The 22,708-nt window shown below is 68.7% G+C and carries 23 protein-coding genes; 4 read left to right on the top strand and 19 right to left on the bottom strand.

Annotated elements, in window-relative coordinates; translation table 11 throughout:
* Window positions 1–15: 15 nt before the first annotated feature.
* The 11 genes from BLW75_RS32205 to BLW75_RS32155 form a co-directional block, all read right to left on the bottom strand.
* Window positions 16–837, bottom strand: a complete 822-nt coding sequence (locus tag BLW75_RS32205; RefSeq protein WP_034308948.1) for a F0F1 ATP synthase subunit delta — start codon at window positions 835–837, stop codon at window positions 16–18.
* Between the two features lie 6 nt (window positions 838–843).
* Window positions 844–1,410, bottom strand: a complete 567-nt coding sequence (locus BLW75_RS32200) for a F0F1 ATP synthase subunit B (protein ID WP_034308950.1) — start codon at window positions 1,408–1,410, stop codon at window positions 844–846.
* Between the two features lie 33 nt (window positions 1,411–1,443).
* Window positions 1,444–1,698: an ATP synthase subunit c family protein gene (locus BLW75_RS32195; RefSeq protein WP_034308953.1), complete on the bottom strand. Its 255-nt coding sequence runs from the start codon at window positions 1,696–1,698 to the stop codon at window positions 1,444–1,446.
* A 62-nt stretch (window positions 1,699–1,760) separates the two neighbouring features.
* Window positions 1,761–2,555: a F0F1 ATP synthase subunit A gene (gene atpB, locus BLW75_RS32190; protein WP_034308955.1), complete on the bottom strand. Its 795-nt coding sequence runs from the start codon at window positions 2,553–2,555 to the stop codon at window positions 1,761–1,763.
* 379 nt (window positions 2,556–2,934) lie between these two features.
* Window positions 2,935–3,390 (bottom strand): Cg1360 family ATP-synthase-associated protein, encoded by a 456-nt coding sequence (locus BLW75_RS32185; RefSeq protein WP_034308957.1) that lies wholly within the window; start codon window positions 3,388–3,390, stop codon window positions 2,935–2,937.
* 56 nt (window positions 3,391–3,446) lie between these two features.
* Window positions 3,447–4,598: a glycosyltransferase family 4 protein gene (locus tag BLW75_RS32180; RefSeq protein ID WP_034308959.1), complete on the bottom strand. Its 1,152-nt coding sequence runs from the start codon at window positions 4,596–4,598 to the stop codon at window positions 3,447–3,449.
* 73 nt (window positions 4,599–4,671) lie between these two features.
* Window positions 4,672–5,322 (bottom strand): L-threonylcarbamoyladenylate synthase, encoded by a 651-nt coding sequence (locus BLW75_RS32175; protein ID WP_034308962.1) that lies wholly within the window; start codon window positions 5,320–5,322, stop codon window positions 4,672–4,674.
* A gap of 106 nt (window positions 5,323–5,428) precedes the next feature.
* Window positions 5,429–7,414, bottom strand: coding sequence for a M6 family metalloprotease domain-containing protein (locus tag BLW75_RS32170; protein ID WP_034308964.1), 1,986 nt, complete (start codon window positions 7,412–7,414; stop codon window positions 5,429–5,431).
* Between the two features lie 196 nt (window positions 7,415–7,610).
* The gene (gene prmC / locus BLW75_RS32165) at window positions 7,611–8,477 is read right to left on the bottom strand and encodes a peptide chain release factor N(5)-glutamine methyltransferase (protein ID WP_034308966.1); all 867 of its coding nucleotides are present in this window, start codon (window positions 8,475–8,477) and stop codon (window positions 7,611–7,613) included.
* An 84-nt stretch (window positions 8,478–8,561) separates the two neighbouring features.
* Complete coding sequence (locus tag BLW75_RS32160; protein ID WP_034308968.1) at window positions 8,562–9,110, bottom strand: HD domain-containing protein; 549 nt, start codon at window positions 9,108–9,110, stop codon at window positions 8,562–8,564.
* A 7-nt stretch (window positions 9,111–9,117) separates the two neighbouring features.
* A complete protein-coding gene (locus tag BLW75_RS32155; protein WP_034308971.1) occupies window positions 9,118–9,465 on the bottom strand; it encodes a MerR family transcriptional regulator in 348 nt (115 codons plus the stop codon).
* A 59-nt stretch (window positions 9,466–9,524) separates the two neighbouring features.
* On the opposite strand from BLW75_RS32155, the gene BLW75_RS32150 reads away from it, so the two are divergent.
* The 3 genes from BLW75_RS32150 to BLW75_RS32140 all read left to right on the top strand — a co-directional run bounded on the left by BLW75_RS32150 (window position 9,525) and on the right by BLW75_RS32140 (window position 12,707).
* Window positions 9,525–10,328: an alpha/beta fold hydrolase gene (locus BLW75_RS32150; protein WP_034308973.1), complete on the top strand. Its 804-nt coding sequence runs from the start codon at window positions 9,525–9,527 to the stop codon at window positions 10,326–10,328.
* A 46-nt stretch (window positions 10,329–10,374) separates the two neighbouring features.
* The gene (gene wsfD / locus BLW75_RS32145; protein WP_034309274.1) at window positions 10,375–11,808 is read left to right on the top strand and encodes a glycan biosynthesis hexose transferase WsfD; all 1,434 of its coding nucleotides are present in this window, start codon (window positions 10,375–10,377) and stop codon (window positions 11,806–11,808) included.
* A gap of 161 nt (window positions 11,809–11,969) precedes the next feature.
* A complete protein-coding gene (locus tag BLW75_RS32140) occupies window positions 11,970–12,707 on the top strand; it encodes a hypothetical protein (protein WP_034308975.1) in 738 nt (245 codons plus the stop codon).
* Window positions 12,708–12,713: 6 nt separating this feature from the next.
* Here BLW75_RS32140 and prfA read toward each other — a convergent pair whose 3' ends face one another.
* Together prfA and rpmE are read right to left on the bottom strand one after the other, a co-directional pair.
* On the bottom strand, window positions 12,714–13,784 hold the full coding sequence (gene prfA / locus BLW75_RS32135) for a peptide chain release factor 1 (protein ID WP_034309276.1): 1,071 nt from the start codon (window positions 13,782–13,784) through the stop codon (window positions 12,714–12,716).
* 81 nt (window positions 13,785–13,865) lie between these two features.
* On the bottom strand, window positions 13,866–14,093 hold the full coding sequence (rpmE, locus tag BLW75_RS32130) for a 50S ribosomal protein L31 (RefSeq protein WP_007028345.1): 228 nt from the start codon (window positions 14,091–14,093) through the stop codon (window positions 13,866–13,868).
* Between the two features lie 222 nt (window positions 14,094–14,315).
* Between rpmE and BLW75_RS32125 the strand changes: the two genes are divergently transcribed.
* A complete protein-coding gene (locus BLW75_RS32125) occupies window positions 14,316–14,861 on the top strand; it encodes a hypothetical protein (protein WP_034309277.1) in 546 nt (181 codons plus the stop codon).
* On the opposite strand, the gene BLW75_RS32120 is transcribed toward BLW75_RS32125, so the two are convergent.
* The 6 genes from BLW75_RS32120 to lysA form a co-directional block, all read right to left on the bottom strand.
* A complete protein-coding gene (locus BLW75_RS32120; RefSeq protein ID WP_241783443.1) occupies window positions 14,815–15,441 on the bottom strand; it encodes an AAA family ATPase in 627 nt (208 codons plus the stop codon). The two genes, BLW75_RS32125 and BLW75_RS32120, sit on opposite strands and share 47 nt — an antisense overlap.
* A 137-nt stretch (window positions 15,442–15,578) precedes the next feature.
* Window positions 15,579–17,600, bottom strand: a complete 2,022-nt coding sequence (rho, locus tag BLW75_RS32115; RefSeq protein ID WP_034308978.1) for a transcription termination factor Rho — start codon at window positions 17,598–17,600, stop codon at window positions 15,579–15,581.
* Window positions 17,601–18,019: 419 nt separating this feature from the next.
* Entirely contained in the window at window positions 18,020–18,901 is an 882-nt protein-coding gene (gene thrB, locus BLW75_RS32110) for a homoserine kinase (protein WP_034308981.1), read from the bottom strand.
* A complete protein-coding gene (gene thrC / locus BLW75_RS32105) occupies window positions 18,898–19,959 on the bottom strand; it encodes a threonine synthase (protein ID WP_034308983.1) in 1,062 nt (353 codons plus the stop codon). The genes thrB and thrC overlap by 4 nt, the downstream gene beginning before the upstream one ends.
* Complete coding sequence (locus BLW75_RS32100) at window positions 19,956–21,257, bottom strand: homoserine dehydrogenase (protein WP_091598739.1); 1,302 nt, start codon at window positions 21,255–21,257, stop codon at window positions 19,956–19,958. The genes thrC and BLW75_RS32100 overlap by 4 nt, the downstream gene beginning before the upstream one ends.
* A gap of 12 nt (window positions 21,258–21,269) precedes the next feature.
* Entirely contained in the window at window positions 21,270–22,703 is a 1,434-nt protein-coding gene (gene lysA, locus BLW75_RS32095) for a diaminopimelate decarboxylase (RefSeq protein ID WP_034308987.1), read from the bottom strand.
* Between the last annotated feature and the right edge of the window lie 5 nt (window positions 22,704–22,708).

The raw sequence follows: 22,708 nt of genomic DNA, 5'->3' as shown, positions 1-22,708 counted from the left end.
GTCGTTGTTGTGGGTTCAGCCGGCCAACCGGCGACGCAGGGCGTCGATCCGCCCCGCGGTGCTGCCGTCGATGACCTCGTCGCCGACGCGGACGACGAGTCCGCCGCCGAGTGACGGGTCGACCTCGACGTGCAGCGCGAGCTGCCGCCCGTAAAGGGCGTTGAGCTTCTCGCTCAGCCGAGCCTGCTGTTCGCCGGACAGCGCGCTCGCGCTGGTCACCCGGGCGACCGAACGTTCACGGCGTTCCGCGGCCAGCCGGACCAGCTCTTCGAGGGCGTTGCCGACGCCACGGCCCTTGGCGCGCAGGACGACCTGCTCGACGAGGGTCTCGGTGACCACGTCCACCTTGTCGGCGAACAGGGTGCGGACCAGGGTCCGCTTCGCCTCCGCGGGGGCGGTCAGGTCGGCCAGTGCCCGTTCGAGCTCCGGCTCACCCGCGACGATACGGCTGACCCGGAACAGCTGGTCTTCGACAGCGTCGATGTTCCCGGACTTCTCCGCACTGGTGAGCAGCGCCGAGCGGCCGAGGGCCTCGAGCCCGTCGGTCAGTTCGCGCGGGCTCGACCAGCGGCTGCCCGCCACGGAGTCGAGCACCTGCAGGGCCGGCTCGGACACCTTGCCCGCGAGGATCCCGCGGGCGAGGCCGATCCGGGCTTCGGACGAGGCCGAACCGTCGGCGACGGCCCGGCGCAGGCCGATCTCCCGGTCCAGCAGGGTGACGACCGAAAGCAACTCGTCGCCGACCGTCGCCGGGTCCGTACCCGCGGCGGCCAGAACCTCGCCGAGACGCTTCTCGGCGAGGTCGAGCGCTTCACGGCTCGCAGCATGCAGCGTCATTCTGGTCTACTTCCCCGCTCCGAGACCGGCACCGTTGGCACCTGCGGTCTCCAATTCGGCCAGGAACCGGTCCACGGTGCCGTGACGGCGCGCGTCGTCCGCGAGCGACTCGCCGACGATGCGGCTGGCCAGCTCGACGGAGTTACGGCCGAGTTCGGCGCGCAGCTCGGCGATGATCTGCGCCTTCTGGGCCTGCAGCTGAGCCTGACCCTGGGCGACGATGCGCTGGGACTCGGACTCCGCCTCGGCCCGCAGTTCCGCCTTGATCTGCTCGGCTTCGAGCCGGGCGTCGTCGCGGATCTTCGCGGCCTCGGAACGGGCTTCCGCCAGCTGCGCCTTGTACTGCGCAAGGTTTTCTTCGGCTTCGGCCTGAGCCTTCTCGGCCCGCTCGATGCCACCCTCGATCAGCTTGGTCCGCTCTTCGTAGGTCGCCTCGAAACGGGGAACGACGTACTTCTTCAGAACGAACAGCAGCAGAAGGAAGGCGATGAACCCGAGGATGAGCTCGGGAACGTGCGGCACGATCGGGTTGGGCGCCTCTTCGGCGGCCAACACCAATTCGGTCTTCAGCACAACGTCTCCTTAAGCGATGAGCGGAACTCAGCCCTAGGCGGAGGCGAGGAAGTAGATGACGATACCGATCAGCGCGAGCACCTCGGTCAGCACGAAGGTCGAGAAGGCGATGCCCTGCAGCTTGCCCTGGGCCTCCGGCTGACGGGCGGTGCCGTTGATGACCGCGGCGAAGATGAGACCCACACCGATACCGGGGCCGATCGCGCCGAGGCCGTAACCGATGGCGGCGAGACCCTTGTTGATGCTGACGGCCTCGGCAGCCTGCTGCGCAAGAACGATGTTGCTCACGTGCGTTTCCCTTCAAACTCGGTCCGCGCGACTCACGCGGATCGGGGGCTTTTGGTGTTCTCTCAGTGCTCCGACGCCAGCGCGGCGCCGATGTACCCTGCGGACAGCAGTGCGAAGATGAATGCCTGCAGGACCTGGATGAATGCCTCCAGGAAGGTCATCGCGATGGCGAACAGGAACGCCACCGGCGACGCGACCTTCACGAGACCTTCGCCCTCGGTCAGCAGGAAGCTGCCACCGAGCGTGAAGACCATGATGATGAGGTGACCGGCGAACATCGCCGCGAACACCCGGATGGCCAGGGTGGCCGGTGCGATGAAGAACTTCTGCGCGAACTCGATGGTGGAGTACAGCGGCAGGACGAATCCGGGAATACCCGCCGGAGCCAGTTCCTTCTTGAGGTAACCCTTGAAACCGTGGCGCTTGAACCCGACGTAGTGGTACACCGGGTAAACGACAAGGAACGCGAGGGCGACCGGGAAGCCGATCCGTGCCATCGTCGGGAACTGGAAGAACGGGATGATCCCGAAGAGGTTGTTCACCAGCACAAAGCTGAACAGCCCCAGGATCAGCGGAATGAACGGCTTGAAGTCGGCCGAACCGATCTGCTCACGCGCGATGTTGTTGCGGCCGAAGTTGTAAATGCTTTCGGCGATGAACTGTCCCTTGCCGGGGACGACCTTGAGGCGGCGCGACGTCACCATGAAGTAGGTGACGATGATGATCAGGGAGATGACCACCAGCAGCATCGGCTTGGTGAAAGCAAACCAGCCGGAACCGAACAACGGCGGCAGGTTGAAGTCTTTGACACCAGGCGGCGCGAACTCCGCACCCTCGGCTAGTACCAGCGCGCCCACTGGGCTCCTTCCGGTTCTCCCGGCCGGCGTTCACTCCGCCGGGGGAATCGTCACGATCTGGACTTAACGTACCCGACACGTATCGGGCCGTCGGAGGCGGCCACCCCACGATGTGCTGAACACGGCTTCACGTTCCGCACACGAGGATTCTCGATGCAGTGCTCCCGGGAGACAGACGCCTACCAGCGGGTAAGAGGGGACGATTCAACGCCGTCGCCACACTGCTGTTCGGGGTTCGTCATCAGGAGCCGGCAGCCGAGGCCGCCGCCCATACGCGGACCATATCAGGGGGTACCGGCGGGCCGTACAGGCGTACTACATTGCCCCCGATCGGCCGAGGACCTAGGTCCCGCCCCAGGTCAGGACCTCGGTCCCGCGATCAGTGGGAAGCGGGGATGATCGTCGGGATCTTGGTCTTGCGGAAGGCCGCGAACTCCACCGCGGCGGCCACGAGGATCGCGACGATCATGGTGACGCCCAAGGCCATCGGGTGGATCGAGCTCACTCCGCGGAGCAGGGTCAGCGCCCCGAACAGGAGGACGATCTTGAGCACGTAACCACCGAGAGCGATCACCATCACGAACATCGGGTCCATGCCCGCGCTGAAGCGCATCAGGCCCAGCGTCGCGAGGGCGGACACGATGGCGAGCACGCCACCGACGACCGAGCCGAGCAGGCCCGGGAGTCCATTGAGGATGGTGAAGACCACGATGCACACCAGCACCGCGGGCGGAACCAGCTTCAGGGAAGCCTTCGTCATCGCGTTGGCCGCCTGCAGGACCACCTTGGCGTGAGGGTTCTCCTCCGCCTCGACGGTCTTCTCGGTCTCGCTCACAGAAAACTCCCTGGTCGTCTCAGCCCGCCAGTGTAGGCCCGTGGCGCTCGCGGCCTTCAGGCAGTCCGGTTCCGTGACCGCAACCTGGGCACGATCGACACCAGGGTCGCCAGCAGGAAGCCGAAACCGACGATCCAGAAGACCGCGGCGCTGTCGAACAGCGTGACCGAAACGGCGCCGAACGCGAGCAGGCCTGCCCACAAGTAGATGAGCAGCACCGCGCGACGCTGGGAGTGGCCGATCTCCAGCAGGCGGTGGTGCAGGTGCATCTTGTCCGCGGCGAACGGGCTCTCGCCGCGACGGGTGCGGCGGACGACCGCCATGATCAGGTCGAGCATCGGCACGAACAGCACCGCGGCGACCACGACGAGCGGCGAGAGCAGCGCGAGCGCGTCCTTGCCGCTGAACTGCGGGTACGGCACGCGGCCCGACGCGGACGTCGTCGCGCCCGCCAGCATGAGACCGATCATCATCGAACCCGAGTCGCCCATGAAGATCTTCGCGGGCTGGAAGTTGTACGGCAGGAAGCCGAGACAGGCCCCGGCGAGCGTGGCGGCGATGAGGGCGGGCGGGTACGCGCCGACGTCGCCACCCGAGGAGTCGAGCAGGCCGAGGGAGAAGGAGCACGTCGCCGCGGCGGCGATGAAGCCGAGGCCGCCGGCGAGCCCGTCGAGTCCGTCGACGAAGTTCATCGCGTTGACCATGACGACCACCAGCACGACGGTCAGCAGCGCGCCCTGGTTCTTGTCCAGCACCAGGACCTGGCCGAAGGACTCGCCACCACCGCCCCACGGCACCCAGAACGACACCCACTGCACACCGAAGATCACCAGGATCCCGGCGCACATGACCTGGCCCGCCAGTTTCGTCCAGGCGTCCAGCTCGAACCGGTCGTCGAGGGCGCCGATCAGGGAGATCACGCCCGCGGCGAGCAGGACACCCAGCGAATCGAAGGAGAAGTCGAAACCCCGGCTCAGCGCGGGCAGCTGGTGCGCGAGCCCCATCGCGGCGGCGACGCCGAGGAAGATCCCGATGCCGCCCATCCGCGGGATCGGGGTGACGTGGACGTCGCGGGCCCGCGGGTTGGCGATCGCGCCGATCCGGATCGCGACCCGGCGCACGACGCCGGTGAGCAGGAAGGTCACGGCCGCCGCGGTGAGGGCGACGAGGATGTACTCCCGGATCGGGAGGCCTTGCGTAGGAGGCATGATGCGTTACGCCGCCGAGGTCCAAGTCACTCGAACACGCTACCGCGCTGGAGGGATGCGCCCGGACACGGTCCTAGGCGAGTGACTCCGCGGGCACGCCCAGTACTTCCGCGACGGCGGCCCTGCTGACCGCGCCCTCCCGCAGGATGACCGGGTCGTCGCCGGTGAGATCGACCATCGTGGACGGAACGGGCTCCCCGGTGGAGCCGCCGTCGAGGTACACCGCGACGCTGTCGCCGAGCTGATCGACGGCCTCCTGCGCGGTCGAGGCGGGCGGCTGCCCGGAGACGTTGGCGCTCGAGACCGCCATCGGGCCGACGTCACGCAGCAGTTCCAGCGCGACCGGGTGCAGCGGCATCCGCAGCATCACCGTTCCGCGTGACTGCCCCAGATCCCACTGCAGGCTCGGCGCGTGCGGCAGGACGATGGAGAGGTCGCCGGGCCAGAAGGCCTCCATGAGCGCCCGGGCCTGCGGCGGCGTGCCGAGCACGAGTCCATCCACAGTGGACCAGGAGCCGACCAGCACGCCGACCGGCATGTCCGGGCCGCGATTCTTGGCCCGGAGGAGGGACTGGACGGCGCCGCCGTCGAAGGCGTCCGCGCCGATGCCGTAGACCGTGTCCGTCGGGAGGACGACGAGACGGCTGGAACGCACGGCGCTCGCCGCCGCGGCGAGCCCGTCGGCCCGGGATTCGTGCTTGCTGCAGTCGTACACCGCGCTCATGGCCCCTGAGCGTAGCCCGGGGGCCGAAGGGCCCTTTCCCCGCATGCGATGCACCGAAAGGGCCCTTCGCCGCGTGGCATGCGACGAAGGGCCCCTTCAGCAACCGTCAGAAGGCGAAAGCGGTGCAGAACGACGTCGCCGTCTTCGCCGGATCCGCGATCGACGTCGCGGTCAGCTTGATATGCGCGACGTGGTCACCGCCCGCGGCCCGTTTGGCGTGCGCCGTCGCCGAAGACCGCCCGCCGAACGGAACCGTGGACAGCTCGTTCGGCAGCCGCACCTCCCAGCCCTTCGCGTTGGTGGACGCGCTCAGGCGATAGGTGTCGGTGTTGTAGGGCGCCGCCGCGCCCTTCGCGTCACCGGTGTTGAGCACCGGGAACGAGCAGCTCGCGAGCCCCTGCTTGGCGAACGCCGGGGCCGACGGCCACAGCGAAACACCCCTGGCCCGCGAACCCGCGCCGTCGAGCGAAGCCACCGTGACGACGTAGGACAGCACGCCCTTGCGGTCGCGCTCGACGTCGGAGACGAGGAACTTCAGCCTGTTCGCCTCGTCGGTGTACTCGTACTTGCTCGCGGAACCGGTGCCCGCCTTGAACGCCGCGTCGTTGAGCTGGCGGTAGTCGCCGATCGTGATCGGCACCGCGGTGCCGTCCGGTTTCTTGTAGTCGGTCATGCCGATGTCGGCAGGATTCGCGTCGACGATCCATTCGAACGGCGCGTTGTCCTGGTTCTTCGTCTTCGCGATGATGACCCCGGAATCGGGCGCGAAGGAATCGCTGCCCATCCGGTCGACGACCTCGACGGTGTAATTGTGGTATCCGCCACCGTCGCAGAACGGATCCTTCGACCGGTCGCATTTCGGCGAAAGGTCCCCGCCGGTCAGCGCGATGTTGATGCCACTGTAGGCGCCCTGTCCCGGAAGGACCGAGCGCGCCGTGATCCTCGCCGAAACCGGCCCGGTCTCGGCGAGCTGGTTCCGGTCGAGCTTCAGCACGTCCGCGGGATCGATGATGTCGAGCTTCATCTTGGTGCGCAGCATGTGATGCGATCCCATCGAGCCGCCTTGCGTCGCCGGGATCTGCCAGCGCGTGTGCGGTCCGCCGGGGCCGTTGAAGCTGCCGCGCGACATCATCTCCCACGGTCCGGTGTAAGTCCTGGACAGCGGGGTGCCGAACGGATTGTTGTAGTTGTCGCCGATACCGAGAATATGGCTCAATTCGTGCGCGTAAACCGCCTGACCCGAGCTTTCGGCCTGGGTCGAGGAACCGGTGACCGCGTTCGGCCAGATACTCGCCGCCGATTTCCACGACGTCCACGGGACGTACCGGGTGGACGCGGCGTTCGGCATTCCCGCGATACCGGGACCGAATTCGTCGGGCACGTTCCCCGGCTCGCCGAACTTCATCACGCCGAATTCCTGCCAGGTCGCGCTCTCGTCCTGACCGGCGGAGAGATAGAAGACGAAGTCGAACTGCTTGGAGACGTCACCGACGTCCGCCCGCCAGGCGGCGCCCGCGTCCGCGCGGAGGTCACGTTTGCAGTTGGCGCCCGGCGGACAGGCGTCGGGCTGGAACTCCATGCCGTATTCGAAGGACTTGCCCGGCAGGCGGTACGGCCCGAACGCGGTCAGTTCGACGCCCATCCTGCCGCCGGAGTCCTCCATCCAGTACTCGTTGATGGTGTGGCCCTGGTTCAGCGCCTGCGGTTTGTTGAGGAAGTCCTGGTAGAACTTCGCGACGTCTCCGCGGGGGATGTCGCTGGCAGCGGGCCCGGGGTTGCCGAACACGGTCGAGCGCGCCGGTTGCGTGACCGCGAACTCCTGATCCGGGTAGTCCGCGAGCACCACGGCGCCCTTGAACGTCCGCTTCGTCGGCTTCAGCGAAGGATCCGCCCAGTTGGTGCCGGGCGGCTTGCGGTAGTCGTCCCACGTCATGTGGTCCTGGTTCTCCCAGGTCGACCCGTCGATCGGGGCGGGCCAGCCTTTCACCGGCACCGCGGCGGACGCGGGTTGGGCGACCAGACCCGGCAGCAGCGCGACGGTGGCGAGGACGGCGAGTGTTCTGAGTGGGGCTCGTCGGAGAGACGATCGCATCGGGGTACACCTCCCAGTCGGACCGCCGATGAGGCGGCCGTGATCGACGTTAGGAGGTGGGCTTTGCCGTGGGCACCGCCGGAAGTCGTGAGTCTCGCTAACTATCGGCCCAACGCCTCCACCGCGTTTCGTCATCTGGATGCGGTAGTTGCGCGTGCAAGTACCGCATCCAGATGACGAAACGCGGGAGGCAGGGTCAGGAGACCCGCAAGGCCGTGACGAATCGCGGCCGTCCGGCGAGATCGAGGTGCCCCTGGACGTCGGTGAGCACCCGTCGCGCCCGCACGAGCGCCGGGACGGCGGAGCCGTGCGTGTCGTCGTGCTCGATCGCCATCCCGCCGGTGGGCCGCAGCAGGCGCGCGGCCGCGGCGATCGCGTGCCGGATCACCGCCAGCCCGCTCTCCTCCGCGAACACCGCCCGGGGCGGGTCGTGCTCCGCGACCTCCGTCGGCACAGGGGTGCCTTCGGGGACGTACGGCGGGTTGCACAGGACCAGGTCGACGAGCCCGTCGAGTTCGGCGAACATCGTGCTGTCCGCGACGTCGCCGGAGTACAGGCGGATGGGCGTGTCCCCCGCGTCGGCGTGGACGTCCGCGTTGTGCCGGGCCCACGCGAGCGCCTGCGCGTCGATGTCGACCGCGTAGACGACGGCGTCCGGTCGCGCGTGCTGCACGGCCAGCGCCAGCGCGCCCGATCCCGTGCACAGGTCGACCACCACCGGGTATTCGCGCCCGTGCAGCAGTTTGAGGCCCCATTCGAGGAGCAGTTCGGTCTCCGGCCGGGGGACGAACACCCCGGCGCCGACGTTGACCGTGATGTCGCCGAGCGCGGCCCAGCCGGTGAGGTACTGCAGCGGGATCCGCTTGGCCCGCTGGTTCACGAGCTGGCCGATCGCGTCGATGACGGGCGGGTCCACCAGCGGCACCATCGGCAGGCGGCCGCGTTCGACGCCGAGGACATGGGAGGCGATCAGTTCCGCGTCCGAACGCGGTGACGCCACACCGGCCTCGGTGAGGATGCGGGTCGCTTCCATGATGGCGAGGCGCAACGGCTGCCGGTTCACTGGTGTTCCTTCACAGAGTCAAGCCTGACACACGAGGCACGCGTGCCGGGGTCGATACACGCGGGCCCAGGGTATCGATTCCTTTCACCTCACCCGCCACGAGAGCGACGACAACGTCAGTGCCGCTTCGGCCACACGCCGCGCCAGGTCGGTTTGAAGGCCCTTCGTCGCCGAAGCGATCCACTCGTCCACGTTCCGTACACCGACATCGCGGTATTCGACGGCCTGAAGCAACATCTCCAGCTTGTCCGCGTCGCGCGCGTAGAGCGCCTCGGGGCTCTCGGCGGACTCGTACTCGTCGACGGCGTCGCGCACCGAGTCACGCGCTGCGCCGGGAAGCGACGACGTCTGCGCCGCGGTGATCGCCCTCGGATCCGGCTTCTCGACGAAACCCTTGATCGTGTGCGGAAGGTCGCCGGTCCGCGTCTCCTGCGTGTCGTGCCAGAGCGCGAGGTACGCCGCCTTCGCCGGGTCGGCACCGCCCTCGGCCGCGAGCAGACCGGCCAGCTGCGCGACCCGGGCGGTGTGCTCGGCGACCGATTCGGGATCGCGGACCCCCGCCTGCCACCACCCGGCCCGCCGGATCCGCTTGAGCACACCCAGTTCGAACCCGAATCTGGCCAGGGCTTCCACAGTTCTCCTACGCGTCGAGGGTGAGGTATCCGGCCAGTGTCCCGCGCCGCCGCCGGAGGGTGTCGATGCGGTCGTCCATTTCGGCCAGTTCGCGCCGGATCTCCCCGACGACCGTGGGGCACAGGTCGAGTTCCGGCAGTTCGCCGTTCGCGCACGGCAGCACCTTCGCGATGACCTGCGTGCTCAGCCCGGCCGCGAGGAGCGCGCGGATCTGCCGCACGGTGGTGACCGCGTCTTCGTCGAAGCTGCGATAGCAATTGGAGTCGCGCCGAGAGATCAGCAGCCCCTGCTGCTCGTAGTAGCGCAGCAGCCGCTGGCTCACGCCGGTCCGCCGGGACAGCTCGCCGATCAGCATGTGACCCCCGTCATCCGAGTTTGACCTTCACATCGATGTCAGTACCTAACGTCGCCGGCATGACGAATCATTTCGCGCACGTCGTCCGCGGTTCCGGCCCCGGCCTGCTGCTCGCCCACGGAGGTGGCGGCAGCGTCGAGGGCAACTTCGGGAGCATCCTCGACGACCTCGCCCGCACCCACACCGTCGTCGGCCCCGACTACCCCGGCTCCGGGGCCACGCCGCGCAGCACCGAGCCGCTGGACCTCGACGCCGTCGCGGACGAACTGGTCTCCATCGCCGTCGACGCCGGACTCGAAAGCTTCGCGATCCTCGGCTACTCGCTCGGCACCGGAGTCGCCGTCCGCGCCGCGACCCGCCACCCCGATCGGGTCACCGGGCTCATCCTGACCGCCGGGTTCGCGAAACCGGACAACCGGCTCCTGCTGGCCGTCGACATCTGGCGCGAGCTGCTGGGCGGTGACCGGAAGCTGCTGGCGAAGTTCCTCACCTTCGCCGCCACCGGCGAGCACCATCTGAACGCGCTGACGCCCTCGGAGCTCGAAGCCGCCATCGAAGGACTCGCCGGATTCATCCCCGAAGGCAGCCCCGAACACGTGGGCCTGGTCGCGAACGTCGACACCCGCGCCGAACTGGCCGGGATCTCGGTGCCCACCCTCGTCATCGCCACGACTCTCGACGGCCTCGCCCCGCCCGCCCACTCCCGCGCACTCGCGGCGGGGATCCCCGGCGCCGAACTGGTCGAGATCGAGGCCGGGCACGGTATCGGCACCGAAGCCCGTGACGAATGGCTCGGCGTGATCCAGAACTTCCTCACCGGGAGTATCGACGTGGGCTCCACCAGGCATGGTCCTCGCGCGTAGAGGGTGCCGACTCGATCACCGTGACAAATATTCTATGGTGGCCGGGATGAGGTATCGGGAGATCGTGCTGCCCTTCGGCGTGTTTTCCGCCGTGCTGGGCGTGCTGCTCACCCGATTCCTTGTTCCGCGCCCGATCGGCATGGCGGACAACGGCGACGGCTGGCGCATCCTGTGCCGGCTCGGCGCCCGCGAGCTCGACAGGCCGACGGAAACCTTCGTCCGCTTCTCCTACGGCCCCGCCCCGGCCTGCGAGAGCGAGTACATCTCCAGCCAGAGCTGGATCGACGAGATCGCCGGCGAACTCGGGCGGTCCCTCGGTTCGTCGGCGATCCTGAACCTGGTGGTGCTGGGCGTACTGGGCTGTCTGCTGGTCGCGGGCGGGATCGCGGCGATCGTGACGTGCCTGCGCCTTTCGGTCCGGAACAGCGTCGTCGCCACGATCGCGCTGCTGCTGGTCGTAGCGGACTCGGCCTTCTTCGGTTACTTCGCCTCGGTGCTGAGCGAGAGTGCCGCCTTCGCCGGGATGATCCTGCTCGCCGGCGGGCTCCTGCTCATGCACCGCACCGGGCCGTGGCGCTACGCCGGCGCCGCGGTCACCGTCCTCGGCGCGATGATCGGGATCAACGCGAAGTCGCAGACGCTGCTGCTGCTCCCGGTGTTCGCGCTCGCGCTGCTGTTCGTCCGGCCGCCGGGCAGCCGCGGCCCGGCCGGGTGGGCCCTGCCGCTGGCCGTGCTCGCCGTCGTCGGCACGGGCACCGCGCTGGTGCAGGGGGCGGGCGACTCGGCGAACGAGGAGTACCGCGAGGCCAACATGTACCACGTCGTGTTCAACGGGATCGTGGACGGGAAACACGACACCGCCGGCGACCTCGCCGCGCTGGGTCTCCCACCGGAGTTCGCGAACTACGTCGGCACGGATTGGTGGAGCGACAACGCGGCCTGGCACGACCCGGCCTACTCCCGGTACCGCGACAAGATCAGCCGCCGCAATGTCGCCCAGTACTACCTCGAACACCCCGGGCGGGTGGTCGAGGTCCTGCACCGATCCGCGCAGGAGACGCTGTCCGCGCGGGTGCCGAACCTCGGGAGCTTCGGCGAGCACGCCGGGCAGCCGCCGCTCGCCAAGGAGTACCGGGTCCCCGTCCTGTCCGGGATCACCGGCCGGATCGCGCCGCTGGGACTGTTCGCCCTGCTGCCGATCTGGCTGCTCATCGGCTGGGCGGGGCTCCGCGCCTTTCGTAACCGCACCGGCCGTCGGGACGTGGGCGTCGTGGTGCTCATGTTCCTGCTGTTCGCGACGGGGCAGTTCCTGGTCTCGGGTCTCGCGGAAGGCATCGAGAACGTCAAACACCAGCAGCTGACGCTCTTCCCGACCTTGCTCGCCGCCGCCTTCGCCGCGCTCTCGTTTCTTCCGCGGCGCCTTGACGAGCCGCCGGCCGCCGCGAAACGCGAGCCTGCGGCGACGACCGTCTCCGGCTGACGGTCCTTTGCCTTTCCGAACGTTCTTCCGGGCAGAACCAGCGCCGGCACAAGAACGGACCGGCGTGCTTATCGACATGGTGGAAGCGGGAGACGCACTCGGTGTTCGACCCGCGTAGGCTGAGCGCACCCAGAACTCGCCGAAGGGCTCACGCGATAGTCATGGATCTCCGGGAAACGGCAGTCGTCACGCGGATATCCGCGAATATCGAGACCGAGGACTTCGCCGCGGCCGCCGCACTGGGCGAACGTCTCATCGGCGAGTTCAACGCCACCGAGCTGGAGATCTGCCGGGCGGACCCCGAAGGCGGCTGGACGGGGTACCTGGTCTCGGTCGGCTATCGCACACCGCCGGCCGACAGCGAAGAGCCCGCTGAAACTCTGCATCGAGCCGCGGTACCCGCGCTTTTCCACTTCGGCCTGAATGCGGAATTCTTCGAAATCCACGGCACGCCGGAGACCGGCCAATACGGAAGCTACGACGCCTACGACATCCAAGCCGACGGATACACGCTCTATTCATTGATGGCGTCCGTCGGCGGCACCGATCCCCGTGAGCCCGCGTATGTCACCAGGCACGATTTCACCCCGCGCGCGGAAACCGATGTCATTTCACGGGTGCATCTCTATGTCCCCACCGGCGACCTGCGCATGGCCGTGGGCCTCTGCGGCCGTCCCGCGACCGACCTTTCGGCGTCACTGGTCCGGATCAGCACGGACGCGGGTCCCTGCGAAGCGGTGCTGCTGTCGGCGTTTCCCGCTCTGACCGGGGAAAGCGGCGACGAGGCGCTCGACCGGGTCAAGAACGAGGTGACCGACAGGCTCTCGCGGGTGAACATGTCCGTCCGGGCGGTCCATACCGCGCTGGAGGACGATCCGTTCTACACCGAACCCGGCTAGTCCGCCTCAGCCCGCGTGGGCGGCCAGCCGCTCTTCGCGGTCGGCGGTGATGAGCGCGTCCAGCACGCCGTCGAGGTCGCCGTCGAGGACCTGGTCCAGGTTGTACGCCTTGTAGTTCACCCGGTGGTCGGCGATGCGGTTCTCGGCGAAGTTGTAGGTGCGGACCCGCTCGGAGCGGTCGACGGTGCGGACCTGCGAGCGGCGGGCGTCCGACGCCTTCGCGGCGGCCTCCTCCTCGGCGATCGCCTGGAGGCGGGCCTGCAGCACCTGCAGGGCGCGGGCACGGTTCTGGATCTGCGACTTCTCGTTCTGGCACGAGACGACCACGCCGGTCGGGAGGTGGGTGATCCGCACCGCCGAGTCGGTCGTGTTCACGCTCTGGCCGCCGGGGCCGGACGAGCGGTAGACGTCGATCCGCAGGTCGTTCGGGTCGATTTCGACCTCGACGTCCTCGGGTTCGGGGTAGATGAGCACGCCGGACGCGGAGGTGTGGATGCGGCCCTGCGATTCGGTGGCGGGCACGCGCTGCACGCGGTGCACCCCGCCCTCGAACTTCAGCCGCGCCCAGACGCCCTCGGCGTCGGCGGAACGGCTCTTGATGGACACGGTGACGTCCTTGAAGCCACCGAGGTCCGAGTCGACCGAGTCGAGCACCTCGGCCTTCCAGCCGTGACGCTCGGCGTAGCGCAGGTACATGCGCAGGAGGTCGCCGGCAAACAGTGCCGATTCCTCGCCGCCTTCACCCGACTTGATCTCCATGACCACGTCGGAGCCGTCGTACGGGTCGCGCGGCAGGAGCAGTTCGGTGAGCTTGGCCTCGAGCACGGGGATCTTGGCGGAGATCTCCTCGGCCTCGGCCGCGAAGGCCGAGTCTTCCGCCACAAGTTCCTTCGCCGTCTCGAGGTCTTCACGGGCGGTGTCGAGCTCGCGGACCGTCTTGACGACGGGGCTCAGCTCCGCGTACCGGCGGCCGAGCTTGCGGGCGCGCGCCTGGTCGGCGTGCACGGACGGGTCGGCCAGCTGCTCTTCCAGCTGGGCGTGCTCTTCGAGCAGACCCTTCAGCGAACTCGAATCCACCACTCCACCTCTCAACGACCCGGACAAAAACCATGAAAAACGGCGCCTACCCGGACATGCGGGTAGGCGCCGTCGTTCAAGCTACTTGGCGTCTTCGGCCTTCTTGCGCTTGCCGTAGCGAGCCTCGAAGCGCGCGACGCGGCCGCCGGTGTCCATGAGCTTCTGCTTGCCGGTGTAGAACGGGTGGCAGTTCGAGCAGATCTCGACGTGGAGGTTGCCGGAGGTCTTGGTGCTGCGCGTGGTGAATTCGTTGCCACAGTCACAGTTCACGTGCGTGACGACGTACTCGGGGTGAATACCGCTTTTCATGGTGTCCTCTCTCGTTGGCCCCGGGTCCCCGTGCGGGGTGAACCGGTGCCGGACTTCAGCGGATGATTTTGCCAGATGTGCTGGCAGTGGCGTCAACGCACCCCACCCCCGGCATATTCCACCACGGTGAGTCATCGACCATCGACGCCCGGTTGTACGAAATTTGTACTTGATCACGAGACCGTCTTGTTGTTGGTGATTCCTCAACAGGAGGTACTGATCATGCGCACCATCCTCGCCAAGGTGGCGAAGCCGGCCTCCGTCGCCGCGCTGGCCATCGCGGCCCTCGCCGTGGCTCCGGTCGCGGGAGCCGCTCCGGCCGCCCCCGAAACGGCCGCCACCATCACCGCCGCCGACATCAACCCGGCCGCGGGGACGTTCACCACCCTGTCCGACGGCGACCTGGCCATCCAGGGCGCCGGCGACGGCACGCCCGCCGGCGCCGTCCAGTGGTTCAAGAACCGCCTGGGCTCCACCGCGTACCAGGGCCTCTGCGAGAAGGCCGTCGAGAACGCGTACGGGACCACCGGTGTCTGGGCCTCGGCCAACGCGCACTGGAACGGCGCGAGCCCGAAGCACACGACCGGGACGCCACCGAAGGGCTCCTTCGTGTACTGGAACATCAGCCAGTGGGGCCACGTCGGCATCGCCGACGGCTCCGGCGGGATCTACGCCTCCAGCATCGGCGGCAAGATCGGCCACGCGTCGAGCGTGCACTACTTCAACAACTACCGCGGCTGGACTCCTGCGGCGGTTCCGCACCGCTGAGGCCTCGGACTCGTGAGTGGTAATGACGGTTAGAACCGTCATTACCACTCACGAGGGCGAGCCAGCGCTTCGTTTCGCGCGGCGAGGTCAGCCGCACCACCGGCACCGCAGGATCCGCGACCCAACCCCGGATCGTGCGCCGTTTACGCGCGAACGAGCGGAAATGCCACACGATGATCGAGTCGCCGGAGAGCATGCCCCGCAGGGTCTCGACGTTGCCGTTGCAGATCCGCCGACGGGTGACGCAGCGCACCACGGTCCGGCGCACCAAACGGCTCAGCGAAACCCAGCGCGGATAGTCCAGCGCCACGATCAGTTCGGCGCGAGGCAACGCGATGTCACGCCATTTGGCGAACATCCCGTCGATGATCCAGCGCTCCTCCGCGACCAACGCGGCGATGCGGCGTCGCTGCTCATCGTCGGGGACGGGAACCCAGCCCGGTTGCCAGGCGAGGTCGTCGTCGACCGAATGGCACGGCAGCCCGGTCCGCTCGGCCAGCTTCCGCGCCAGCGTCGACTTGCCCGAACCGGTGACCCCGTATACGACGACCCTGCCCGGCACAGGTGTTGCGAAAGCCACTTTCGCAACCTACAACGTTGCGAAAGCCACTTTCGCAACACGCGGGGCCGCTCACGAAACCCGTCTGAGTACGTGAAGGCCCCCTTCACTGCGCTAGACGCAGTGAAGGGGGCCTTCACGTACTAACGGAACGAAACTCAGTCGTCGTCGTTCGAGCCGAGGGCCGTCTTCGAGACCTGCATGAGGAACTCGATGTTGGTCTTCGTCTTGCGCAGTCGCGAGATCAGCAGGTCGATGGCCTGCTGCGAGTCCAGCGCGTGCAGCACCCGGTGCAGCTTGTGGGTGACCGCGAGCTCGTCCGGCGAAAGCAGCAGGTCTTCCTTGCGGGTACCGGACGGGTTGATGTCCACCGCGGGGAACACGCGCCGCTCGGCGATCTTCCGGTCGAGCTTGAGGTCCGCGTTCGCGGTGCCCTTGAACTCTTCGAAGATGACCGTGTCACCGGTGGACCCGGTTTCGACCATCGTCGTGGCGAAGATCGTCAGCGAACCGCCGTTCTCGATGTTGCGCGCCGCGCCGAGGAACCGCTTCGGCGGGAACAGCGCCGTCGAGTCGACACCACCGGAGAGGATCCGGCCGGACGCCGGGGCCGCCAGGTTGTAGGCACGGCCCAGACGGGTGATCGAGTCGAGCAGCACGACGACGTCGTGGCCCATCTCGACCAGGCGCTTCGCCCGCTCGATGGCCAGCTCCGCGACCGAGGTGTGGTCGGACGGCGGGCGGTCGAAGGTCGAGGCGATGACCTCACCCTTCACCGACCGCTGCATGTCGGTGACCTCTTCCGGACGCTCGTCCACGAGCACGACCATCAGGTGGCACTCGGGGTTGTTCGTCGAGATCGCGTTCGCGATGTCCTGCATGATCGTCGTCTTGCCCGCCTTCGGCGGCGACACGATCAGGGCACGCTGCCCCTTGCCGACCGGCATCACCAGGTCGATGACGCGGGTGGTGAGCTTGTGCGGCTCGGTTTCGAGGCGCAGGCGCTCGTTCGGGTACAGCGGGGTCAGCTTGGTGAACTCGGGACGACGCTTGGACTCGTCCGGCTCCAGGCCGTTGATCGAGTCGACGCGCACCAGCGGGTTGAACTTCTGCCGCTGCTGCTCGCCGTCACGCGGCTGGCGCACGACACCGGTGATGGCGTCACCGCGGCGCAGGCCGTACTTGCGGACCAGCGAAAGCGAGACGTACACGTCGTTCGGCCCGGCGAGGTAGCCCGAGGTACGCACGAACGCGTAGTTGTCGAGCACGTCCAGGATGCCCGCGACGGGCAGCAGGACGTCGTCCTCGCGGATCTCGGTGTCGGGCGAACCGCCCTGTTCGCGGCCACCGCCGGAACCACGGCGGCGACGGTCGCGGAAGCGACGGCCGCGACGGCCGCCTTCCTCGTCGTCGTCGCCCTGCGGGCCCTGGCCCTGGCCCTGTCGCTGGCTGTTGTCCTGGCCGCCGCCCTGCTGGTTGCGCTGGCGGTTGTCCTGGCCACGGCCGTCGCGGTTGCCCTGACGGTTGCCGCCCTGCTCACCACGGTCGCCGCGCTCGTTGCGGTCACCCCGGTCACCACGGTCACCACGTTCGCGCTGGTCACCGCGCTCGCCACGCTCACGCTGTTCACCGCGCTCACGCTGCTGGCCGCCCTGCTCGGGCGAACCCGCGGCACGGTTGGAGCCGCGGCGACGACGGTTGCGACCGCCCTCTTCCTGCTGCGGCTGGCCGTCCTGCTGGGTGTTCTCCTGCTGCGCGGGCCGCTCGGCGGCGGGCGCGGAGCCGTTCTCCGAGACCTTTTCGGTCTTCTCGGCCTTCTCGGCGCGAGGAGCCTCGGCCGGAGCGGCTTCGGCCTTCGGGGCTTCCTGCTTCGGGGCCTCCGTCTTGGGCGCTTCGGCCTTGGGGGCCTTGCGCGGTGCATCGATCCCCTCGAGCGGAAGCGTTTCGCTCGCCGCGGCGGGGGTCTTGCGCTTGGTCTTGCCCTGGCGCTCGCGGATGGCCGCGATCAGATCGCCCTTGCGCATACCCGTGGTCTCGCCGATGCCAAGGTCCCCAGCGATCGAGCGCAGTTCGGCGACGGTCTTGCCGGTCAATCCGCCGACCGTGCGCTTGGGAGCGACGGCGCCGTTCGACTCGGCGGCGCCACCTTCGACGTCGCTCAAAAGATCGGTGTTGCTCACAAATGTCCTTCCTGACCGATCCACGCCTCCAGGTGGATCAGCGGACCGCCGCTCGCGTCCGATTGCGAAACGGCGTAATTGGCCCCCGATACGGGCGATCAGCTCCTCGGCCGTGTTGAACACAGCTAGAAGGCCTCCAGCACAGGGATTTGCGTCCTCCAAACGGAGGAAGCGGAATTCGGCACCGCCGGAACCGGGAACCCGCCTGCGTCCATCCGCTACTCCCCGCTTGCCAGGCGGTCTGCGGAACTGGCGGATCAACGAAGGATGCGGGCCAAGGATGACACTGGTCACCTGGACCGGCACCGGGTGCGGAAACGCACGGTGATCGAACGCCCCCGAGGGTAGACCGCGCCACGGCCCGGTGCAACAACCACCCCCCGCGTGGCGGGATGGGGCTCCGGCATGTGACCGAGGCTTTACTGAGCCGCAACCTGAACGCCGCCCGGATCGATCGGCAGCTCGGTGACGTCGAAAGACGTAACGTCGACGCCTGCCGGGAGTATTCCCCCGGTGGTCAGCGCGAGCACGGTCGGACCGGCTCCGGAAATGGCCGCGGCCACCCCTTCGGCCCTCAGCGCGCGCACCAGTTCGCTGCTCGCCGGGTACGCGGGCGCCCGGTAGTGCTGATGGAGCCGATCTTCGGTCGCGGAGAGCAACAGGTCCGGGCGCGAGGTGAGCGCGTGGACCGCGAGCGCCGCGCGGCCGGCCGTGAACGCCGCGTCGGCGTGCGGGACCTGGGCGGGGAGCAGTCCGCGCGTGGCGTCGGTCGAGGACCGCAGCGCCGGGACGGCGACCACGGGCCGGATGTCGTGGTGGGGCTGGAGCCGTTCGGCGCGGAACCGCTCGCCCTCGGTCCAGGCCACCACGAAGCCGCCCAGCAGGCTCGCCGCGGCGTTGTCGGCGTGTCCCTCGAACCCGGCGGCCAGCTGCAGCGCTTCGTCGTCCAGGGCCTTCTCAGCCAGCGCGTACGCCGCCGCGACACCGGTCACGACGGCGGCCGCGGACGAGCCGAGGCCGCGAGCGTGCGGGATGGCGTTGAAGCAACGCAGGTGCAGGCCCGGCGGGCGGAGGCCGAGGTGCTCGCAACCGCGCCGGAAAGCACGGACGACCAGGTGCGACTCGTCGGTCGGGACGTCCTCCACCCCGCCCGCGCCGACGTCGATCACCTCGATCTTGAGCCCGGCGTCGGTGATCCGGAGTTCGACCCGGTCGTACAACGCCAGCGCGAGGCCGAGGGTGTCGAAGCCCGGGCCGAGGTTCGCCGACGACGCCGGGACCTTGACCTCGATCAGCGTCATCGCAGGTCCAGCGCGGCGGCGACGGCGGTCGGGTCGACGGCGAGCGGCTCGACCTCGACGTTGCCCTCCAGCGCCGTGGCCGGGTCCTTCAGGCCGTGTCCGGTGACGGTGCACACGACGGTCGAACCCTTCGGCAGGCGCCCGTCGGCGGCCGTGGCGAGCAGGCCCGCGACGCTGGTCGCCGAAGCGGGCTCGACGAACACGCCTTCCTTGCGGGCGAGCAGCCGGTACGCCTCGAGGATCTTCTCGTCGGTGATCGCTTCGAACAGGCCCGCGGACGCGTTCTTCGCCTTCATCGCGCCGTCCCAGGAGGCGGGGCTGCCGATGCGGATCGCGGTCGCGATGGTGTCGGGATCGGCCACCGGCTCGCCGTGCACGAGAGGCGCGGCGCCGGCCGCTTGGAAGCCGAACATCCGCGGGGTGTTCTTCACCACACCATCGCCCGCGTACTCGGAATACCCGGCCCAGTAGGCGGTGATGTTGCCCGCGTTGCCGACGGGCAGGCAGTGGATGTCCGGGGCCTGGCCGAGGACGTCGCAGATCTCGAACGCGGCCGACTTCTGGCCGGCGATGCGCACCGGGTTGACCGAGTTGACCAAGGTCACCGGATAGTCGATCGCGGTCTTCTGCGCGAGTTCGAGGCAGTCGTCGAAGTTGCCGTCCACCTGGAGGATCCGCGCGCCGTGCTGCACCGCCTGGGCGAGTTTGCCCATCGCGATCTTGCCCTGGGGCACCAGCACCGCGCAGGTGAGCCCGGCACGGGCCGCGTAGGCGGCGGCCGACGCCGACGTGTTGCCGGTGGACGCGCAGATGACCGCCTTGAGCCCGCTGGCGAGCGCGTGCGTGATGGCGACGGTCATCCCGCGGTCCTTGAACGACCCGGTCGGGTTCACGCCTTCGACCTTGAGGTAGACCTCGCAGCCGGTCAGTTCCGAGAGGTGCGGGGCGGGCAGCAGCGGGGTGTTGCCCTCCCCGAGGGTGATCACCCTCGCGCCGGACGGGACCGGGATCCGGTCGGGATAAGCCTGGATGATCCCGGGCCACGGTTGGGGAATCACTGGTCTTCGCCTTCCACACGCATCACACTGACGACCTGGTTCACCACATCGAGTTCGGCAATGTCGTCCACAGTGGACCGCAATGCCGCGTCCGGCGCCAGGTGGGTGACCACGACCAGGCTGGCCGTGTCGTTCGCGTCGCGCTGCCGCACGGCGGCGATGCTGACACCGTGCCCGGCGAACGCCTGGGCCACCTGGGCGAGGACGCCCGCTCGATCGGCCACGTCGAGACTGACGTGGTACCGCGTCGGCGTCTGGCCCATCGGCCTGACCGGGAGCGCGGCGTGCGCGGATTCGCGCGGGCCACGGCCGCCGACGACCCGGTTTCGAGCCACCGCGACGAGGTCGCCGAGCACGGCACTCGCGGTCGGCGCGCCACCGGCGCCCTGACCGTAGAACATGAGCTCACCGGCGGCGTCCGCCTCGACGTAGACGGCGTTGTACGCGCCGCCGACCCCGGCGAGCTGGTGGTTGCGCGGGATCATCACCGGATGCACCCGCGCCGAAACGGATTCGGTGCCGTCGTCGGCGGTGACGCGTTCGCAGATGGCGAGCAGTTTCACCGTGCGGCCCAGCACGTTCGCCGCGGCGAGGTCCGACGCGGTGACGTCGGCGATGCCCTCGCGGTGCACGTCGGACGCGGTCACCCGGGTGTGGAACGCGAGCGAGGCGAGGATCGCGGCCTTGGACGCCGCGTCGTAACCGTCGACGTCGGCCGTCGGGTCGGCCTCCGCGTAACCGAGCCTGCTGGCCTCTTCCAGCGTTTCCGCGTAACCGGCGCCGGTGGAGTCCATCGCGGACAGGATGTAGTTGGTGGTGCCGTTGACAATCCCCATCACGCGGGTGATGCGGTCACCGGCCAGCGATTCGCGCAGCGGGCGCAGCAACGGGATCGCCCCGGCCACGGCCGCCTCGAAGTACAGGTCCACGCCTGCCGCGTCGGCGGCCTCGAAAAGCTCCGCCGAATGCTCGGCGAGCAGCGCTTTGTTCGCCGTGACAACGGATTTCCCGGCCTTGAGCGCGTCGAGCAGCCACTGCCGCACCGGCTCGATGCCCCCGACCAGCTCGACGACGACGTCGACGTCCGGGGAGGTGACGAGCTTCGTCACGTCGGAGGTGACCAGTTCCGGCGGCAGCTCAGGGTGTTTGTCGGGGCGCCGCACCGCGATGCCCGCCAGCTCCACCCTGGCGCCCGCCCTGGCCGCGAGTTCCCCGGCCTGCTCGGTGAGCAGCCGGACGACCTCGCCGCCGACCGTCCCGCAGCCCAGCAGGGCGACCCTGATCACGCGTTCGTCCACAATAGACACTTGCTAGACCTCCAGGCGCAGCATGTCGTCCGTCGTCTCCCGCCGCAGCAGCACGCGGGCGCTGCCGTTGCGCACGGCCACCACCGCGGGCCGCGGCTGCCGGTTGTACCCGCTGGCCATCGAGTAGCAGTACGCCCCGGTGGCCGCCACGGCGAGCAGGTCGCCGGGAGCAAGGGTGTCCGGGAGCCAGCAGTCACGGACGACGATGTCGCCGGACTCACAGTGTTTTCCCACGACCCGGGACAGCGCGGCGGCGGCCTGGCCGTCCCCGTCGTCGTCGGCGGACCGGGATACGAGACGGCAGTCGTACACGGCGTCGTAAAGCGCGGTGCGGATGTTGTCGCTCATGCCGCCGTCGACGCTGACGTAACGGCGGGCGGCCTTGTCACCGAGCGAGACGTCCTTGATGGTGCCGACCTCGTACAGCGTGATCGTGCCGGGACCGGCGATGGCGCGGCCCGGCTCGCCGGCGATCTTCGGCACCGGAAGGCCCGCGTACTCGCACTCCTTACGGACGATCTCGCGGATCTGCGTGATCATCTGCGCGGGCGGGGGCGGGTTGTCCTTGTCGGTGTAGGCGATACCGAAACCGCCGCCGAGGTCGACGATCGACAGCTGGTCGAGCAGATCGGTGCCGTGCTCCTTGGCGAGTTCGGCCAGCAGGCCGACCACGCGACGGGCGGCGACCTCGAAACCGTCGGCGTCGAAGATCTGCGAACCGATGTGGCTGTGCAGGCCGATCAGCTTGAGGGACGGCGCGTTGAGCACGCGCCGCACGGCCTCGGCCGCGTCACCGGAAGCCAGCGAGAAACCGAACTTCTGGTCCTCGTGCGCGGTCGCGATGAACTCGTGGGTGTGCGCCTCGACGCCGACGGTCACCCGGATGAGGACGTTCTGCACGACGTCGTGCCGGGCGGCGACGTCGGCCAGCCGCGCGATCTCGTAGTAGGAGTCGACCACGACCGTGCCGACGCCCGCTTCGACGGCGGCTTCCAGTTCGGGCAGCGATTTGTTGTTGCCGTGGAAGGTGATCCGCTCCGCCGGGAAGTTCGCGCGCTGCGCGACGGCGAGCTCGCCGCCACTGCAGACGTCCAGGCTCAGCCCCTGCTCGGCCACCCAGCGGGCGATCTCGATGGACAGGAACGCCTTGGACGCGTAGTGCACGAGCGCCGGGTCGTCGAACGCCTCGGCGTAGTCGGCGCAGCGGGACTTGAAGTCGGCCTCGTCGACGACGAACAGCGGCGTGCCGTAGGTCTCGGCGAGTTCGCGGACGTCGACACCGGCGATGCGGACGACGCCGTCACCGCCGCGGAAAGTGTTGCGGGGCCAGACTTTCGGATACAGCCTGTCGAGTTCTTCGGGACTCGACGGCGGGAAACCGGAAGCGTCGGCGTGCGGGTAGACGTCGGCGTGGCGGGGGCCCGCGGGGTGAGCCATTCTGG

This window comes from Amycolatopsis lurida (assembly GCF_900105055.1).
In the GTDB taxonomy this organism is placed as follows: Bacteria; Actinomycetota; Actinomycetes; order Mycobacteriales; family Pseudonocardiaceae; genus Amycolatopsis; species Amycolatopsis lurida.
Note: the sequence above shows the minus strand (reverse complement) of the source record. Positions and strands in the feature narration are given on the sequence as shown.

Excerpts from the sequence above, each read along its gene's own strand:
- BLW75_RS32150 (WP_034308973.1), top strand. The coding sequence starts at position 9,525 with ATGACGAATCATTTCGCGCACGTCGTCCGCGGTTCCGGCCCCGGCCTG.
- BLW75_RS32140 (WP_034308975.1), top strand. The coding sequence starts at position 11,970 with ATGGATCTCCGGGAAACGGCAGTCGTCACGCGGATATCCGCGAATATC.
- BLW75_RS32125 (WP_034309277.1), top strand. The coding sequence starts at position 14,316 with ATGCGCACCATCCTCGCCAAGGTGGCGAAGCCGGCCTCCGTCGCCGCG.
- BLW75_RS32175 (WP_034308962.1), bottom strand. The coding sequence starts at position 5,322 with ATGAGCGCGGTGTACGACTGCAGCAAGCACGAATCCCGGGCCGACGGG.
- BLW75_RS32170 (WP_034308964.1), bottom strand. The coding sequence starts at position 7,414 with ATGCGATCGTCTCTCCGACGAGCCCCACTCAGAACACTCGCCGTCCTC.
- lysA (WP_034308987.1), bottom strand. The coding sequence starts at position 22,703 with ATGGCTCACCCCGCGGGCCCCCGCCACGCCGACGTCTACCCGCACGCC.
- thrB (WP_034308981.1), bottom strand. The coding sequence starts at position 18,901 with ATGACGCTGATCGAGGTCAAGGTCCCGGCGTCGTCGGCGAACCTCGGC.
- rpmE (WP_007028345.1), bottom strand. The coding sequence starts at position 14,093 with ATGAAAAGCGGTATTCACCCCGAGTACGTCGTCACGCACGTGAACTGT.
- BLW75_RS32205 (WP_034308948.1), bottom strand. The coding sequence starts at position 837 with ATGACGCTGCATGCTGCGAGCCGTGAAGCGCTCGACCTCGCCGAGAAG.
- BLW75_RS32155 (WP_034308971.1), bottom strand. The coding sequence starts at position 9,465 with ATGCTGATCGGCGAGCTGTCCCGGCGGACCGGCGTGAGCCAGCGGCTG.
- BLW75_RS32180 (WP_034308959.1), bottom strand. The coding sequence starts at position 4,598 with ATGCCTCCTACGCAAGGCCTCCCGATCCGGGAGTACATCCTCGTCGCC.
- wsfD (WP_034309274.1), top strand. The coding sequence starts at position 10,375 with ATGAGGTATCGGGAGATCGTGCTGCCCTTCGGCGTGTTTTCCGCCGTG.